The sequence below is a fragment of the Desulfosporosinus lacus DSM 15449 genome, from assembly GCF_900129935.1.
Taxonomy (GTDB): domain Bacteria; phylum Bacillota; class Desulfitobacteriia; order Desulfitobacteriales; family Desulfitobacteriaceae; genus Desulfosporosinus; species Desulfosporosinus lacus.
This window is the reverse complement of sequence record NZ_FQXJ01000023.1, coordinates 29,467-46,583: the sequence shown is the minus strand read 5'-3', so window position 1 is coordinate 46,583 and position 17,117 is coordinate 29,467. Positions and strand designations below refer to the sequence as shown.

Annotated in this window: 20 protein-coding genes; 19 read left to right on the top strand and 1 reads right to left on the bottom strand. The window is 41.7% G+C overall.

Features of this window, described 5'->3' with window-relative positions; all coding sequences use genetic code 11:
- Positions 1–243 precede the first annotated feature (243 nt).
- The 12 genes from BUB11_RS22400 (at position 244) to BUB11_RS22345 (ending at position 13,571) form a co-directional block, all read left to right on the top strand.
- Positions 244–1,020 carry an IclR family transcriptional regulator gene (locus BUB11_RS22400; protein ID WP_073032406.1) on the top strand — a complete coding sequence of 259 codons (777 nt, stop codon included), beginning with the start codon at positions 244–246 and terminating at the stop codon, positions 1,018–1,020.
- A gap of 488 nt (positions 1,021–1,508) precedes the next feature.
- On the top strand, positions 1,509–2,759 hold the full coding sequence (locus tag BUB11_RS22395; RefSeq protein ID WP_073032405.1) for a (Fe-S)-binding protein: 1,251 nt from the start codon (positions 1,509–1,511) through the stop codon (positions 2,757–2,759).
- Positions 2,760–2,896: 137 nt separating this feature from the next.
- Positions 2,897–4,201, top strand: coding sequence for an FAD-binding oxidoreductase (locus BUB11_RS22390; RefSeq protein WP_073032404.1), 1,305 nt, complete (start codon positions 2,897–2,899; stop codon positions 4,199–4,201).
- Between the two features lie 18 nt (positions 4,202–4,219).
- Positions 4,220–5,596, top strand: coding sequence for an FAD-binding oxidoreductase (locus tag BUB11_RS22385; protein ID WP_073032403.1), 1,377 nt, complete (start codon positions 4,220–4,222; stop codon positions 5,594–5,596).
- Positions 5,597–5,946: 350 nt separating this feature from the next.
- Positions 5,947–6,294, top strand: a complete 348-nt coding sequence (locus BUB11_RS22380; protein ID WP_073032433.1) for a cupin domain-containing protein — start codon at positions 5,947–5,949, stop codon at positions 6,292–6,294.
- A gap of 399 nt (positions 6,295–6,693) precedes the next feature.
- Positions 6,694–7,971, top strand: a complete 1,278-nt coding sequence (locus tag BUB11_RS22375; protein ID WP_073032402.1) for an ATP-grasp domain-containing protein — start codon at positions 6,694–6,696, stop codon at positions 7,969–7,971.
- Positions 7,972–7,980: 9 nt separating this feature from the next.
- Positions 7,981–8,268: a hypothetical protein gene (locus tag BUB11_RS22370; protein ID WP_073032401.1), complete on the top strand. Its 288-nt coding sequence runs from the start codon at positions 7,981–7,983 to the stop codon at positions 8,266–8,268.
- A gap of 67 nt (positions 8,269–8,335) precedes the next feature.
- A complete protein-coding gene (locus tag BUB11_RS22365; RefSeq protein WP_073032400.1) occupies positions 8,336–9,232 on the top strand; it encodes a succinate--CoA ligase subunit alpha in 897 nt (298 codons plus the stop codon).
- A gap of 77 nt (positions 9,233–9,309) precedes the next feature.
- Positions 9,310–10,194 carry an HpcH/HpaI aldolase/citrate lyase family protein gene (locus BUB11_RS22360; RefSeq protein WP_073032398.1) on the top strand — a complete coding sequence of 295 codons (885 nt, stop codon included), beginning with the start codon at positions 9,310–9,312 and terminating at the stop codon, positions 10,192–10,194.
- Positions 10,195–10,301: 107 nt separating this feature from the next.
- On the top strand, positions 10,302–11,558 hold the full coding sequence (locus tag BUB11_RS22355) for an NAD(P)-dependent malic enzyme (protein ID WP_073032396.1): 1,257 nt from the start codon (positions 10,302–10,304) through the stop codon (positions 11,556–11,558).
- A 245-nt stretch (positions 11,559–11,803) separates the two neighbouring features.
- Positions 11,804–12,715, top strand: coding sequence for an RluA family pseudouridine synthase (locus tag BUB11_RS22350; RefSeq protein WP_073032394.1), 912 nt, complete (start codon positions 11,804–11,806; stop codon positions 12,713–12,715).
- A gap of 34 nt (positions 12,716–12,749) precedes the next feature.
- Positions 12,750–13,571 (top strand): sugar phosphate isomerase/epimerase family protein, encoded by an 822-nt coding sequence (locus BUB11_RS22345; RefSeq protein ID WP_242947673.1) that lies wholly within the window; start codon positions 12,750–12,752, stop codon positions 13,569–13,571.
- A gap of 44 nt (positions 13,572–13,615) precedes the next feature.
- Here BUB11_RS22345 and BUB11_RS27665 read toward each other — a convergent pair whose 3' ends face one another.
- A complete protein-coding gene (locus BUB11_RS27665) occupies positions 13,616–13,756 on the bottom strand; it encodes a hypothetical protein (protein WP_159436965.1) in 141 nt (46 codons plus the stop codon).
- A gap of 245 nt (positions 13,757–14,001) precedes the next feature.
- Between BUB11_RS27665 and BUB11_RS22340 the strand changes: the two genes are divergently transcribed.
- The 7 genes from BUB11_RS22340 (at position 14,002) to BUB11_RS22315 (ending at position 17,105) form a co-directional block, all read left to right on the top strand.
- Positions 14,002–14,313, top strand: coding sequence for a nitrous oxide-stimulated promoter family protein (locus BUB11_RS22340; protein ID WP_073032393.1), 312 nt, complete (start codon positions 14,002–14,004; stop codon positions 14,311–14,313).
- A gap of 68 nt (positions 14,314–14,381) precedes the next feature.
- Positions 14,382–14,645 carry a MoaD-like domain-containing protein gene (locus tag BUB11_RS22335; RefSeq protein WP_073032391.1) on the top strand — a complete coding sequence of 88 codons (264 nt, stop codon included), beginning with the start codon at positions 14,382–14,384 and terminating at the stop codon, positions 14,643–14,645.
- A gap of 143 nt (positions 14,646–14,788) precedes the next feature.
- Positions 14,789–15,376, top strand: coding sequence for a rubrerythrin (gene rbr / locus BUB11_RS22330; RefSeq protein ID WP_073032389.1), 588 nt, complete (start codon positions 14,789–14,791; stop codon positions 15,374–15,376).
- A gap of 186 nt (positions 15,377–15,562) precedes the next feature.
- Positions 15,563–15,733, top strand: a complete 171-nt coding sequence (locus tag BUB11_RS27240) for an aminopeptidase P family N-terminal domain-containing protein (protein WP_242947671.1) — start codon at positions 15,563–15,565, stop codon at positions 15,731–15,733.
- Positions 15,717–15,851, top strand: coding sequence for a hypothetical protein (locus BUB11_RS27235; RefSeq protein ID WP_242947670.1), 135 nt, complete (start codon positions 15,717–15,719; stop codon positions 15,849–15,851). The genes BUB11_RS27240 and BUB11_RS27235 overlap by 17 nt, the downstream gene beginning before the upstream one ends.
- Before the next feature lie 301 nt (positions 15,852–16,152).
- Positions 16,153–16,452 carry a hypothetical protein gene (locus tag BUB11_RS22320; RefSeq protein WP_073032387.1) on the top strand — a complete coding sequence of 100 codons (300 nt, stop codon included), beginning with the start codon at positions 16,153–16,155 and terminating at the stop codon, positions 16,450–16,452.
- A gap of 182 nt (positions 16,453–16,634) precedes the next feature.
- Entirely contained in the window at positions 16,635–17,105 is a 471-nt protein-coding gene (locus BUB11_RS22315; RefSeq protein WP_073032385.1) for a CtsR family transcriptional regulator, read from the top strand.
- Positions 17,106–17,117: the final 12 nt, after the last annotated feature.

The following is a 17,117-nucleotide window of genomic DNA, read 5'->3' as shown; positions in this document are numbered from 1 at the left end:
AGCAATCGAATAGGAAACTTGCCACGGAAGAGTGCTGAGTGGTTAGCTGTTTAGATAATTGTGCATAGAGTAATTTAATAAAGAAGTGACAAGTTGTCTTAGAAAAATAAATATTTTATTAATTTGAAAATTTAGGGTATTGACTATAGTGAATAAAAAGGTCATACTATCAAATATAAAACATAGTTTTATATACTAAAACTGGAATATCAATAATTTATGGTAATGAATGGAGGACTATTCGTGGCCGAGAAATATGTACAAACTCTTGAGCGATCTCTGGATGTTCTAGAAGTGTTAGCTCATGCTGAAGAACCATTGGGTGTCACAGAAATTGGAAATCGTATCAGTTTGCATAAAAGCACAGTTCATAGGATCTTACAAACTTTATGTCACAGGGGCTATGTCGACAGAAAAAAGGACAGTGAGCGTTATCAATTAGGGATTAAAATTATCGAATTAGGAATTCGCTTCTTTAATGACTTAGAAATTCGTAAAGTTGCTGCTCCTGTGTTAAGTGACTTAGTAAAAGTTTTAGATGAAGTTGTCCACCTAGTTCTTCCTGATGATGGAGAGATTGTTTATATCGATAGAGCAGAGAGCTCTCAAGTTGTCAGTATGCATTCTAAGGTAGGACGCAGGGCTCCAATGCACTGTACTGCTGTAGGAAAAGCTTTGCTCTCGACCTTGCCAGAAGAGGAAGTCAGACATATCCTTGAAGTTAAAGGCATGACTAAATATACTCCTAACACAATAACAGACCCTGAAGATTTGTTAGCTGGTTTGAGAGAAATCAAATTAAGTAAGATATCTATAGAGACGGAAGAAAATGAAGTTGGAATCATATGTTTAGGAACACCGATATTCGATTACTCTGGGCAAGCAATAGGGGCGATCAGTGTTTCAGGACCTGCTAGCAGGATTACTGAAAAAGGGATCAAGTGGATTGGCGAGGAATTAAAAACGTCGGGAGAGCTAATTTCGGCTAAGCTGGGATTTAGCTTTTTTCAAAAGTCATAGACAAGTCCGTGTTAAATAAATATTTCACAATTCATAATTTCGTCAAAATCCGCAAATAACTAAAATTTTTGGAAAGTTTCCTATTGACGATTTACTCAGATAGCGTAATAATAGAATTATAAAGTTTCTGAAACCATGTTTCAATATTCAAAACAATTAGACAGTATTTTGCGAAGAAAGGGGAGCTAATTCAAGGTTTAAGTCATTAGGAACTTACATCGGGGAAGTTTTGTTGAACTTATTCAGGGGTTTAGTCGCCGCTTAATGACTGACGGTTATAGATGATTTAGTATCGCTGTAGCCAAGACTCTAACCTCGAGGTTAGAACACCGCCATATACTGCAAGGTGCCGTGATGGTGAGAAGCGATCTCCGGCCAAGGATGGGATGGGCAAGTGTCGCAGTAGCCAAGGATAGAGAGAAGCGAAAGCAGGAGATTGTTGGCGTTTAGCCATCGGGTAAGAACACTGTAATGAAGGGGGAAGATCAGTGGGAGTATTAGCAGACGTATATGAAATGCTAAATACGTGTAACAAGTGTGGTGGTTGCCATACAGCCTGTAAGACCTATAAATTGACTGGGTCAGAAGAAATGTCTACACGCGGAAGAATCCAGCTCATCAAAGCTGTCGCCGATGGGAAATTGGAACCTAATGAAGAGTATGAAGATGCTATCATGAGCTGTTTGTTATGTGGAGAATGTGCAGTCACCTGTCCAAACGGTGTACATGGTAATGAACTCGTCATGGCCGCGCGGCGAGATTTAAAACTAAGAAAGGGAATCAAGCCATTTGCTAAGTCTTTTGCTTTAAAAACTTTAGCAAGTCCGAAAAGGCTGGGCATGGGATTTCGGCTTTTCGGAGGAATGGGCAAAAGTGTCCTCAATAAAATTGACGGACTGGACTATTTCCGTGGTATTGATATTAAAAACTTCCCTACGGCCAAGAAACCATTTTTGGAGCAGGTCCCGGAAAAGATTAAGGTGCAAAATCCGAAGCATAAAGTCGGATTTTATGTGGGTTGTTTTCTCAATCACTCCTTAGACCAAACCGCTCACTCAGTTGTGAAAGTGCTAACCAAAAATGACTGTGAAGTTATTATTCCTAAAGATCAAGTGTGCTGCGGTCTGCCGCAATATTGTTATGGTGACTACGAAACAGCGAAAACCAACGCTCGCAAAACCATTGATACCTTTTTAGATAAGTATAGCGATGCAGAAGTTGTGCTTACGGCCTGTGCGTCCTGTGGTTCGATGCTGAGACATGATTATCTGAAGCTCTTTGCCGATGAGCCGTCGTATTTGCCCAAAGTCAAGTTATTTTGTGACAAAGTAGTTGAGTTTTCAGAATATATGGCCAAGATTGGTGTCGATCAGAGCAAACTTCATAATTCAAGTCCACTGACAGTCACCTATCATGATCCTTGTCATATGGTTCGGGGGCTTAAGGCAACCAAGCAGCCTCGGGAATTGTTGCAAATGATTCCTCGGGTTGATTATAAGGAAATGTTTGAAGCCAACCGTTGTTGCGGGGCAGCAGGCTTAATCCAGGCCTTCTATCATGAGGTATCAACAGATATCACGGATCAGAAGACTCAAAACATCAAGGATACCAATGCAGATTTGGTGGCTACAAGTTGCCCAGCTTGCATGTTGAGACTTCAAGGCGGCATAAATAAAGCGGGACAAAAACAAAAGGTTATGCATGTTGCCGATGTAATGGCCAACGCTTACGAAGACTAATTGGATGCAAGAATTACATTAACTTTGTATATGGCTGACCATTACGATTCATCATGGTCTGGCCGAAAATCGAATATTTCCCTTTGCGGAACATGCTGACCGCAAGTTCTAGTAAATGAGTGGAAGGGCGGGTAGTCATGAGTGATGTCAATATCAGTAAGTTAAAGGGGATTGTCGGTGATGCCTATGTCATCGATTCCCCTTCCGAAATGGCTAAATATCTAAAAGGTCAAGGTAAGCCTGCAGTCGTCGTCTTACCGGCGAGTACTTCAGAAGTTTCGAGTATCGTCAAACTGGCGAATGAGAAGAATGTGAAATTAGGGGTAGGCGGGGCAGTCGTCGATACCCAGGGGATTACGGGCGGGATTGCGATGGTTATGTCCCGGATGAACCGGATTTTAGAAATGGATCATCTAAACCTTGTGGCGGTGGTCGAACCAGGACTTCTTCATAAAGACTTTATTCTTAAAGTTGCGGAAGCCGGATTAAACTTTCCTCCGGAGCCCTATGTAATCGAAACCAGTTCGGTTGGCGGCTGCTTTGCGATTGGAGATTCCGATTCTAAATCCTTTGAATATGGTCCTACCCGGACGTTCCTTTTGGGATTTGAAATGGTTCTCCCGACAGGGGAAATCCTGGAGATCGGAAATAAATGTATAAAAAACGTTTCCGGTTTAGATTTCATCCACTTTGCTGTCGGAAGCCAAGGGACATTTGGGATTTTCACCAAACTGCTGGTGAAGCTCTTACCTGTACCGGAAGCTAAAAAAGCAGTGATTGGAACCTTCGCATCCATGCATAAGGCGAATGCAACCTTCAATACCCTGATTAAGCGGAATGTGCATCCGACCCGGATGAATCTTATCAATGCATCCCTTGCGAAAATTGCAAAACCGGGAACGGAAGGGCAACTTGTGATCATAGATTTGCAAGGATTTAAAGAGTCGGGTAAAAACATCGCTAATGAAGTTGCTTCAGTTCTTACCTTGGGTGGAGGCTCTGATGTAAAGATCATTGAGGAGGGCGCTGAGTATGATCAAGTGATCAATGGTTGGCTTAAAGTTCGCGCCGAACTCAATGCAAAACCGTCGGAAATCGTGGAATTTGTGGTTGGCCCGATGAAAATGCCTCAAGCCCTGTCTCAGCTCGAAGCGCAAACGGGGGATCTAGGGGCTTATCCTGGCATAATTGTCGAAGGACTTCTCGGATATGTTTGTTTGGCTCTGCCCGAGGGAACGGATAAACTTGCTTTAGCCAGGAAAGTGAATAAACTGGCCATGTCCCTAGGCGGGAACGTGAAGGGCCTCTTGGGTCATAAGCTCAAAGCAGAAGTTTACAATGATGCGGAAATGTGGAAGCAAACCACAAGTTTGCTCAGTGAACTGCGTCAACAATTTGACCCCAAAGGGATTCTCAACCCTGGGGTAAGTCTAGAGGCTTAAGAAGAAGGAGGTCTGAATATGTTAAGCCAAGCGGTTGTTAAGCGGCTGAAGGAAATTGTTGGGGAGAAAAACGTGGTTACAGACAAAGTTGGTCTGTTGACCTATGGTTATGACGGCACGTTATTATCTGGTGAAGCGTTAGGAGTGGTTTCTCCGACAACAACGGAACAAGTCGTTGAAATCGTCAAATTGATGAACGAGCAAGATATTAAACTTGTTCCCCGAGGCGCTGGTACGAATGAGAGTGGTGGAACCATTCCTTCTGAAAAATCTGTGGTGATTAGCTTTACTAAAATGACTAAAATTCATGAAATAGACACTGAAAACTTTGTAGCAGTTGTTGAGCCTGGAGTGATCAATTTTGACCTTCAAGTTGAACTCGCAAAGAAAAATTTCTATTTTCCTCCCGATCCGTCCTCCTTTAAGGCCTCAACAATAGGAGGAAATCTAGGTGAATGCTCAGGTGGACCGAAATGTTTTAAATATGGGGTTACCCGCGATTATATGCTGGGTCTGGAAGTCGTTCTCCCGAATGGCAAAGTCATCCAAACGGGGGGGCGTAATTTCCAAAGTGAGCCGGGTTATGATTTGACTCGAATCATTGTTGGCTCGGAAGGAATCCTAGGGTTGGTCACCAAAGTTTTCGTCCGTATCCTACCGATACCTAGAGCCAAGAAAACAATGCTTGCTCTTTATGACAAAGTTGAAGATGCTTCTCAAACTGTTGCTGATATCGTTGCTGCCGGTATTATTCCGACAACCCTGGAATTGATGGATAATTTGCTTATCAATACGACTGAAGATTTTACCCATGCCGGGCTTCCTCGTGACGCTGGAGCGGTTCTAATTATTGAGGTTGACGGATATCCGGAAGATATGGACGGACAAGTCAAGACGATTGGTGAAATCGCCTCAAAAATTGCTAAAGAATTTAAAGTTGCTCAAACGGCAGTTGAAGTGGATCAAATTTGGACTTCAAGGCGCAGTGCTTTCGGATCTGTTGCTCGAGTTAGACCATCCTATGGTGTTAATGATATTACGGTTCCGAGGAGTAATTTCCCAAAAGCGATTGGGGGAGTCCTTAAAGTTGCCAAAGATTTTGGTGTGACAATCGGAGTTGTGGCTCATGCCGGTGACGGAAATCTTCATCCGCTGATTCTTTTCGATCAACGGAATAAAGAGGAAACTGAAACCGTTCATGCTGCTGAACAGGCGCTCTGTATGATGGCTCTTGATCTTGAGGGTACAATAAGTGGTGAGCACGGAATCGGGCTTGTCAAGAAGAAGTATCTTGATAAGGAGTTTACACCCGCTGCTATGGAAGCTTTTAGAAAGATTAAGAGAAGCTTCGATCCGAGCAATCGCTTTAACCCAGGGAAGATCATCGACCTATAAATTTCTCACTTCCTAGTGGCGTGTGGACACTGCTCTAGTGTTTATACACTAGAGCAGTTTTCTTTGAAGCTTTAAAAAAACAGTGCTTACATATACATATCAAGCGAATTTAATGGTGAAAAAGGGATATACTAAATTTTGGGTTTTATGAGTCCTTTTTATCATGGTATTCAACATAGACACCAGAATCTGAGCAATAATGGCTAAGCTATTATTACTGCATAAGTGCATGAAGATAAAAGGGGTTAAGGCTTGTAAACCGAAGTAATATCACACTGCTGATGTCTAAATATTCTGGATATCAGAAATTAAGCTGTGGCGGATGATTAAAAATGGATGGAGGCAAAAATGTGGAAAACCGAGTTTTTATGCTTGAAGATTTGGCTAAATTTGATGCAAAGGATCCCCAAAAAGTTATGGTTTATCAGTCCGATAAAACTTTAGGTGCTATGTGGTGTTTAGAACCAGGTCAAGAAGTATTTCTCCATCAACATCCTAATGCTGATGATGTGTGGATTTGTCTGGAAGGTGAATCGGGTCTCTATTTTGCGGGAGAAGGGCAAGAAGTAAAAATTAAAAAAGGCATGGCGATTCTTGCAAAAGCTGGACAGACTCATGGAATGAGAAATACGGGTAAAGACCGTTTTATATTTATTGGGATTGCTGGACCAGTTCCGGTAGAGACAGTGAAGTTATAATAAACGAGGCAAAAGAATTTGGATTTAAGCTATGAACAAAAAAGTTATTATTTTAATGACATATTCTTTGAAAAATAAGCAAATAATTCTGTTGACTAATGAGCAAATAAGATGGATAATGGTGCTAAGGGAAAATGAAACTAGGTTTTAAAGAATGAAACGATAACCTTTAATCCTTTTCCCCTTGTCAAATAACTATTACTTACTACGATGTGCTTGGGAAGCAATGTCTTATACGCCCCTCGAATCTTGTGTGAATACTAAGTGGGAAGGAGGGACATTTTCTTTTCAATGAGTGGGTATTAAAAATTGTCAAGAGGTATGTGTCTAGTTAGAAAAACTAATCTCTTAAAGCGACCTTAATAGTTGCAGAAAATTTCATTATGGAAGTGATAACGTATGGCAAAATTTCTAGAATTCCAGGGAAAAGAATGGCTTAGAAAATCAGGACTGCCGGTACCACAAGGACGTGTAGCCTCGACTCCGGAAGAAGCCAAAAAGATTGCCGAAGAGATAGGCAAAGCTGTTGCAGTAAAAGGACAGGTACAGGCCGGGGGACGCGGTAAAGCAGGAATTGTAAAATTAGTTAATACTCCTGATGAGGCGGCTGCAGCTGCTGCCGAAATTTTTGCTAAAAACGTCATGGGAGTACCTATCTACCAGGTTCTTGTTGAGGAAAAATTGGATATTAAAAAAGAGTACTATTGTTCGTTCGTTGTTAATGGCGCAAGAGAAGCTCGTTCCCCCATGCTCATGTTCAGTACTGAGGGTGGAATGGACATTGAAAGCGTTCCTGAAGAACTCCTATTTAAAGTCAACATTGATCCAATCAACGGGTTGCAGGTATATGACGCAGTAGATGTATGTGCTCGAGCTGGAATTCCGGCTCAGGATATAAGTAAGTTTGCTAGTTTTTTATCTAAGCTTTCCCAAGCTTATAAGAAATTAGATTGCCAAACACTGGAGATTAATCCCTTTATTATGACGGGTAGCGGTAACTTAGTCTGTGCAGATTGCAAAATGGAAATTGACAACAGTTCCGTGGGACGTCATCCGGAATTTGGGATTTCAATCGCGCGGGATTTGCCTGGTGCGCCTACTGAGTTAGACCTGATTGGCTGGAGTATTGAAGAAACTGATGCTCGTGGTACAGGCTTCCTTATGAATATGGGCTATGACGAAGTGAGCCCTGGTTATATCGGCTACCATCCCATTGGTGGCGGTTCAGCAATGATGGGCTTAGATGCCTTGAACCAAGTAGGCCTGAAGCCGGCAAATTATGCTGACACCAGTGGTAACCCAGTCGGCTCAAAAATTTATCGAGTCGCAAAATGTGTCCTTTCTCAGCCAAATATCGACGGTTATCTGCTTGGCGGGTTTATGATGGCAAACCAAGAGCAGTGGCATCATTCCCACGCTATCGTCAAGGTACTCAGGGAAGTTCTCCCGACGCAGAAACCCGGATTGCCTTGTGTGTTGTTACTCTGTGGCAACAGGGAAGATGAATCTCTGGAAATCCTTAGAGAGGGTCTTGCCGACCTGATGACTCCTGATGGCCCGGGAAAGAGAATCGAAATCTATGGCAAAGAATACGTAACAGATACCAAATTCATTGGACAAAGACTCTTAGCTCTTAGCAAAGAATATAGAGCTGAAAAAGAATCTCAAGGAAAGTAGGGGAAACCTGTGCTGGAATTCGCAGAAAAAAGCCTGACAGTTAGAATCGATACCAGCAAGTGTGATACATGCGAGACTAAGGCATGTGCCGAGGCGTGCAAAAAGTACGCGAGAGGTTTGCTTGGGATTGATGACCAAGGTAGAGCTTCGGTTGCACATCGCGATGCAGAAGAAGTTCTGCGTCTTGGAACTGAGTGTTTAGCATGTGAACTCGCTTGTAAGACCAAAGGTAACAATGCCATAACCATTGAGGTTCCTGTTAAGGGTTTGGATGAGTACCTTAAGAAACGTCAATAGGTGCAATAGACTATTGTAGGTTGTTATTGTATACAAAACGAAGCAAAATGTTAAATGAGGGATAAAGATGGGCATTTTGATCAATAAGAGTACTAAGGTAATTGTCCAAGGGATTACAGGTCGAGAGGGATCTGTACGGACAAAGTACATGAAAGAATATGGTACCAAAGTAATTGGTGGAACTAGTCCGGGAAAAGCTGGAGAACAGGTCCACGGCATACCGGTTTTTAACACCGTAAAAGAGATTGTCCGCGAGCAAGGTGAAATTGACTTCAGTGTTATCTTTGTACCAGGCAAAATCTTAAAAACAGCTGTTTATGAAGCAGTCGATGCTGGCGTTAAGAACATTATTCCATGTGTTGAGGGAACTCCGATTCACGATATCATGCAAATGATAGCGTATGCCAAGTCTAAAGGATCAAGGCTCCTAGGACCAGGGTCTATCGGAATTATAACACCAGGTGAGGCTGTGGTAGGTTGGCTTGGCGGTAATAAAGAATGGGCCAACAAATTCTTCCAAAAAGGGAATATTGGAGTTTTCTCTCGAAGTGGCGGCCAGTCAGGAACAATTCCTTGGTTGCTGAGAGAAGGCGGATTTGGAGTCAGTACCGTAATTCATACCGGGACAGAACCAGTCCTGGGAACGTCTATGGCGGATTTACTGCCGTTATTTGAGGCTGATCCAGAGACAAAGGGTGTTGCAGTCTATGCAGAAATCGGTGGTACTCAAGAAGAAGAGTGTGCTGAGGTTATCGCAGCTGGTGAATTCACAAAGCCTTTCGTAGTTTATGTAGCAGGTGCATGGGCACCGGCAGGTATGCGATTCTCCCATGCATCTAATATTGTAGAGCGTGGACGTGGATCAGCTAAAAGTAAAATGGAAGCTATTACGAAGGCTGGGGGATTTGTTGCTGAAACTCCAACGGATATCCCAATCATCTTAAAACAGAAGATTAAGGATTAAGGTCTAAAGCATAGTGTTGGTATCCCAAGGGTTTTAACCCTGGAAATAAAAAAATAAAATTATAGGGGGTAATACTAATGACAATTATGAGATCTGTTATGTATATTCCTGGAAACAATCCTAAAATGGTTGCAAAGGCTCCTGAATTTCCAGCTGACATTGTTACACTTGACCTAGAGGATTCCGTTCCGCCGGCTGAAAAAGAAGCTGCTCGTCAAATCGTTCGTGAAAACCTCAAATATGCAGGTACTGGTGGAGCAGAAGTATATGTTCGTATTAATAACTGGGAAACAGAATTAACTAACGATGATCTGGAAGCTATTGTTTATGAAGGTCTCAGTGGAGTAACTCTGGCTAAAACAGGGTGCGCCGCAGATGTACAGCGCCTTGATTGGAAACTTGAGGAACTCGAGCGTCGTCGCGGCTTAGAAGTAGGGACAGTTAAGATCTCTATGTTGCTTGAAACAGCTAAAGGAATTATCAATGCTGCAGAGTGCTGCTTAGCCAGCAAACGGAATGTGAATGCAATTTTCGGAGCAGTTGACTATTGCCGTGATATGCGTGTTAAACTAACCAATGAAGGCGTTGAACAACAATATGGCCGCGCTCATGTGGCTGTTGCTTGCCGTGCGGCAAGAATTGTGGCAATCGATGCTCCTTTCGTTGACTTCAAGAATATTGAAGCCTTTGAAAGAAACGTTGCTGAAGGACGTCAAATGGGCTATGAAGGCCGTATGATCATTCACCCAGGACAAATCGAACCCTCTAATCGTATGTACTCTCCTGATCCTGCTGATGTTGAGTGGGCTGCTGGTGTTGTGAAAGTCTTCGAAGAAGAAGGTATTGCTAAAGGCAAAGCATCCGTTTCTTTCAACGGAAAAATGGTAGATACCCCTGTGTACCTCAATGCTCTGGATATTATTGCTGCTCAAGCTGAAATCGATGCAAAAAACGCTAAGTAAGATAGTTTAATTATTGTTTGGTTACCTCTTCAACGAGGTGACCAAACAATTTATTTAGGAGTATCTGCTGTTGCGTTAAATAAAAAGATTATGAAAGGAAGATGCATATGTCACGTATTAAAAATCTTCGTGAAGAGGCTCTGGCTTTTCATGCTGTGAAACCAGGTAAACTCGAAGTAAGAGTAACATGCCCAGCTCAAGACAGGGATGATTTGACACTTGCTTATTCTCCTGGAGTTGCTGAACCAGTCTTGGAGATAGCTAAAGATATTGAAAATCTTGACATTTATACAAACCATGCTAACTTTGTGAGCATTGTTACCGACGGGTCTGCTATTCTCGGACTGGGAAATCTTGGTCCTGCAGCTTCCATGCCTGTTATGGAAGGAAAAGCTCTTCTCTTTAAAACCTTCGGAGATGTGGATGCTTTCCCGCTTGCTGTAAATACCAGCGATGTAGATAAAATCATTGAGATTGTTGAGCTAACGGCTCCTACCTTCGGCGGAGTTAACTTAGAAGACATTAAAGCTCCCCAATGCTTCCAAATCGAGGAAGGCCTCAAAGCTCGAGGGATTTTTAAAGGACCTATATTTCATGATGATCAACATGGAACTGCTGTTGTCACCTTAGCAGGACTCTATAACGCGCTTAAAGTTGTCGGAAAGAATATTGAAGACGTTAAAGTTGTTGCAAATGGTGCAGGAGCCGCAGGAATTGCAATTATTAAACTTTTGATGAGTGTTGGACTTAAAAATGTAATTATGTGTGATACCAAAGGTGCCATTTATCAAGGCCGCACAGTTGGAATGAACCCTTGGAAAGAACAGATTGCCGCCGCAACTAACCCTGATAAATTTAGCGGTGATCTTGCTGGAGCACTCGTAGGTGCAGATGTATTTATTGGTGTATCAGCAGCCAACGTTCTTACCGAAGAGATGATTAAATCAATGGCTAAAGACGCTATTTGCTTCTGTCAGGCAAACCCAATTCCCGAAATTTGGCCGATTGAAAAAGCATTAGAAGCTGGTGCTGCAGTCATTTCTACTGGCCGCTCAGATGTTATTAATCAAATTAATAACGTTCTAGCTTTCCCTGGCATGTTCCGAGGCGCTATCGATGTTAGAGCTACTGACATTAATGACGCTATGAAGATTGCCGCTGCAAAAGCAATCGCTGATTGTGTCTCTGCAGAAGAACTCAATGCTAGCTTTATTATGCCAAGCACTTTGAATCCGGAAGTAGCCCCTGCTGTTGCTGCTGCTACAGCTAAAGCTGCAATCGATAGTGGAATTGCTAGAAATCCTATTGATCCTGCCGTGGTAGCAGAAAACCTCAAGAAGAGATTAGCTAACCAATATAAATAGTATTGCACAAGAAAAAAGGGGCCTTTGAAATGGCCCCTTTTTTCTTGTGCATTTTTATAAGTTCCTCTGAAAGGTTGGGTATATTAATTAGGCGGTGTAACTCATATTTGTTATGATCGTTATAAGGCAAAAGAAGTTTGACCCCCCCAATGTTAACTGGTAATATTGGGGTTATTATTATATAGTTTGAGCCTGGCATCGTTGGTTAGAATATAAGAATTATAATAGGTAAAGGGGTAACAAGTATGCAAATACCAAGTGGTAAAATTAAACATAAAATGGAAAAGGATAATCATACTTATCTGGAGGTAACTGAGCCAGCTGAACTAATGAAGTTTTTAATGGTTAAACTTCCTACTAAAAGTCGGAAAGATATTAAATCTCTATTAGCCCATCGTCAGATTTCCGTTGACACTGAGATTATCACACAATTTAATCATCCTCTTGCAGAAGGGCAACAGGTCGTTGTAAATTGGGAAAAGGTCTTAATAGAAGAGCAACCTCAAGGTCTAACTATTGTATTTGAAGATCCTTATATCATGATTATTGAAAAACAAGCGGGGTTGCTCTCGATTGCGACTGCTACAGAAAAGGAGCAAACTGCCTACAGTATTCTAAGTGATCATGTGAAAAAACGGGACTCTAAAAACAAGGTGTTTGTATTGCATCGGCTTGACCGAGAAACCTCCGGCGTGATGATGTTTGCAAAAAGCGAAAAAGTGCAACAACTACTGCAAAAAGCATGGAAGGAAGCTGTCTTAGAGCGTACCTATGTCGTTGTTGTAGAGGGGATGGTAACAAAAGAGGAAGGAACGATTACTTCTTGGCTGACGGAGAGTAAGGCGTTTATTATGTACTCTAGCCGGACCCCTAATGATGGTCAGAAAGCGATAACCCACTATAGAGTTCTTAAGAAAAATAAGCATTATTCTTTGTTGGAAGTAAAATTAGAAACAGGCCGGAAGAACCAAATTCGTGTCCATATGAAAGATATTGGACACAGTGTGATCGGAGATAAGAAGTACGGTGCGACTAAGCACCCTATTGGTCGGATTGGACTTCATGCTCGAGTATTGGCCTTCAAACATCCAATCACGGGCGAAGTAGTTCGTTATGAAACGGATATTCCAAAGGAGTTTTTAAATTTATTTAAATGATAGCATATACAAAGTCAGGGGTGGAGGAGTTATATTGAAGAATCAAGAGATAGATCATTATCCTCTAGGTATCTTTTCATGGTTCGGTTATGTACTCCCTTTTCAAGAAAGGATTCGTTTGATCAAAGAAGCTGGATTTGCATCGACTTCTATTTGGTGGGAAGATGAAGATAAACCATGGCCGATGAAGAAGGAGAGTATGCCCCAGTTAGTTAGGGATATGGGAATATTAGTAGAGAATATTCATGTCCCTTTTAATGAATCGGGTGCGTTATGGTCAGAGCAGAAGTCCGTGAGAACTAATATTATTGAGAGTCATCTTACCTGGCTTAATGCTTGCGCTGACCATCAAATCCCAACCATGGTTATGCACTTGACAGAACAAGGAAATCATCCGGCTCCTAATAGATCTGGCTTAGAAAGCATGTTAGAACTAGTGAAAGTTGCCGAGGGGCTCGGAGTAAAAATTGCTATCGAGAACACTCTAAGGAGTGATAATGTTCCTTATATCCTAGAAAGAATTGATTCCGAATATTTAGGCTTTTGCTATGACAGCTCTCATTATAATTTAACAGATAAACTAGATTTTTATTTATTGGATAGATATGGAGGGCGACTGGTGTCGACTCATCTGTCAGATAATGACGGGCTAAAAGACCGTCATTGGCTCCCCGGTCAAGGTATTATTGACTGGACTAAAGTAGCCAATCATTTTCCAACCAGTTATCGTGGGTGTTTGACCTTAGAAGCTTATGCAACGAAGGAAGAACGTGAAGATTCACCGCAGAACTTTCTTGAGAAGGCTTATCAGAGTGCGGTAAGGATTCGTGACATAATAACAGAGGAAGCTAAATGACAGCTATCACACTACTGGTTATAAATCCCGAGACTCCCACTTCTTCAAGTGGGTGTTCCATATTCTACTTCGGTGGGGGTAGAATCCCCCATTGAAGTCTCGAGGTTCAGCTTTAGCTGAACGAGTTCACTAATCTGACAACCTGCAAATAACTCAGTTCCTTCTTTGAAGATGCCTAGCGGCATGGGGACCAGTACTAGAAAAAACCGGGTTCACACCCGGTCTTTTGATACGTCTTTCCCGATTTTATCAGAGTCATGAGGAAGGGGAATTTTCTCGGTGTTATCAGGTTTGCGTGACTTATTATTAGTTTTCTTTGCCATTACTGATTTTACCCTCCTTTAAAAGTTTCACAGGTAGAATCCCCTGATTAATGAATAACATGCATGTGCCTCGAAAATGGGCTGAGTTGAAATGGAGTTGAGTCGAAATATCTAATAGATTAGAGCGTGAAAAAGCGACCGCGCAGATGATGATTAAGCTATATTGTAAAGGTCATCACCACTCTGCAGACAGTGAATTATGTTCTGAATGCCAAGAATTGTTAGAGTATGCCACGAACCGTCTCAACCATTGCAAATTTGGAGAAAGCAAACCAACTTGTGCAAAATGTACAGTGCATTGTTATAAACCAGAAATGCGTAAAAAGATTCAAGAGACTATGCGGTATTCAGGACCTAAGATGATTTATAATCATCCAATTGCAGCAATAAGGCATTTGTGGGACGGATTAAGAAAGTAATCATTAAAATAGTAATTGATTATTTCTAAATTGAGAATTGAGAACCATTAGAAGAAGGAGCAAGTACCATGGGAATCAAAGAATATTCTCTGGAAATGAGAGGAATGCCACACTGTGATTTGGAAGAGTATTTTCTCTCCATCGGAGGAAAGTGGGATGGAAAGGGAACATATTTCGCCCCAAACTGGGAAGTTAACCTAAGTGATACATGGTCTTGTACCCTGGGGTCAATTCAAATCCCAGCCACACAAGTAATCTTTCGGGTTGACGAAGAGGATTGGCCGGAAATTATAAGGGCCTTTCGCTTACGATTCCTTTCAGCAGGAGGATAAAGGAACCCTTACCCCATCTGATCTTAGCCAGCTCCTTGCCAAAGCACATCGTCACTTAACCATCTAGGGTTGTTGGAAGATGTTATCCGATTTGGCATAAATTGCAGCCTATTTGAGAAACTACCTAAAAAGGAGTGTGAATTATGAAGTTCTCAGGAACCGAAACATTCAAAAACCTAAGCAATGCCTTTGCAGGTGAGTCTCAGGCACGTAATCGTTATGCTTTTTTTGCTGGGGTTGCTAAGAATGAAGGATATCAACATATCCAAGCTGTTTTTGAGGAAACGGCCGCTAACGAAAAGGAACACGCTAAAGTGTTCTACAAACTTCTCGTTGCACATACGGGGGAAGAAACTGACATTATACATGTTGATGCTGATTATCCGTTAGTTTATAAAGACACCCTGACAAATTTAAGGGCTGCTGCAGCTGGAGAAAAAGAAGAATGGTCTGAAATCTATTCTAAGTTCGCAACTGTTGCAGAAAGGGAAGGATTCTCCGATATAGCCAGAGTATTTCAGACAATTGCTGAAGTAGAAAAGCACCATATGACTCGTTTTGACCATTATGCTGATGGGATTGAAAAGGGCACAATTTTTAGTAAAGATACTGCGACTGTATGGAAATGTACAAACTGTGGCTATATTCACGAAGGCCCAGATGCACCGGATACATGTCCGGCTTGTGCACACCCTCAGGGATATTTTGAAGAACTGCCAGAGAAGTATTAAGCATCACAGCCGAGTAGGGATACCTACTCGGCTTTACAATAGGCAGAATTGTCTTCTCAAGTAGACATCATAGAAACCAAATAACGCTAAAACAATAATTCAAAAATTAATACTTGCAATTCTATAAAATATAAACATAATTATAGATACAACATTCTGAATATTACATAAAAATGGAGGAGAATAATGAGAATACCTATAGAAGAATTGCAAGAACGAGTTTCTAATTTACAGGTAAATCTCCAGAAAAGAGGGATCGAAGGAGCACTTTTAGTCCAACGGGCAGATACCCTCTATTTTAGTGGAACGGCTCAAAATGTTCATGTCTATAAAAACTGGAATGGTAGTAGCCATTGAACCCAAGTTTGTTTTTCCGAGTGTAGGAGTTGTTGGAATTGAGGATACGGTTGTTATCGAGGCTGAATTGGGTGCCCGATATTTATCGGTAACACCGAGGGAATTGATGGTACTTTAAGAAATGAAAGTGTTCATTTAGCCATAAGCTGTTAATAAAATGAAGTTGATGGTAAAAATTGATTCATTTTGTAGACATTTCAGGACAAATGTCCCTGCCTAAGCGGCAGGGATTTTTTTCATGGGTCGCGAATTATATAGAAAATCCCATTCTATGGGGCATGTGCCTTCGGTGCACTTATCCAAACTATCAGCTTGACTATGATTTGCGAGTTATAGTTTTTTAGCATAATAGTTTCCGAATATTAAATCTTTAAGGTCAAATTATCTTAGAAGAATGATCCGAGTAAGTGGAGGCAACCATGAAAGAGAAATATGTTTTGCTAAGTTCCAAGGAACTTGAACTTATGCTACAGGGCTCATTACAATGGAATGACGTATCCCCTCGCGTAACCTCGTCTAAAGGGGGAATGCGAAAGCTGGGTGAATCTCTAGAAAAACCGTCGGTCTCCCAACCTGCAAAGCAAGCAGAGGACTCTTTTTCGCAGAAAAAGGGAACTGATTCCAGGCGACTTGAAGGACAGCCTGTAATATGGCTGTTGGGCAGTGTTGGTGTTTTAACCCTATCATCATGGTTCTACTTTGTCTTATTTTCTGATTAGCAGTTAATAATTTCATAATTATTTAAGTGGGGGGGCTTGTTTATAAGAAATGAAAGCCTTCCCATTTTTTTTTGAAAAAATCTTTGCAAAATCATTAGAATTTGGGTATCATATAAATAGAAGGTCAGGAAAGGTCAATGATATGTGCTGCAGAAATATTACGTTGACAAGGAGACAAAACAATGGGAAACCTAGCGGATCGCATTGAAGAATACTTGAAACAGATCTTGGAAAAGACAACAGAAGGATACATTGTGCTGCAACGAAGCGAACTTGCGGGTGAGTTCTCATGTGTACCATCCCAGATTAACTACGTTCTCGACACTCGTTTTACGGTTGAACGCGGATACCTCGTTGAAAGTCGCCGAGGGGGTGGGGGATACCTGAGGATTATCCGCTTAGGTCTGGGAATTGAGGGGCAGTATCAACATGTTATAAGGCAATTGATTGGAGAACAGCTTTCTCGTGCTCGATCCAACGCTTTGGTAGAGAGACTTTTGGATGAGGAACTGTTGACGACTAGAGAAGCAGCCCTGATTAAGAGCCTGCTTTCTGGAAACAATTTAGGGGGAGAATTCAGAGATTGGGATACGCTCCGCGCGTGTTTAATGAAAGATATTTTAACAACCCTAAGTCGGGATGATTTGGTCTAAGGAGGTTTTGAA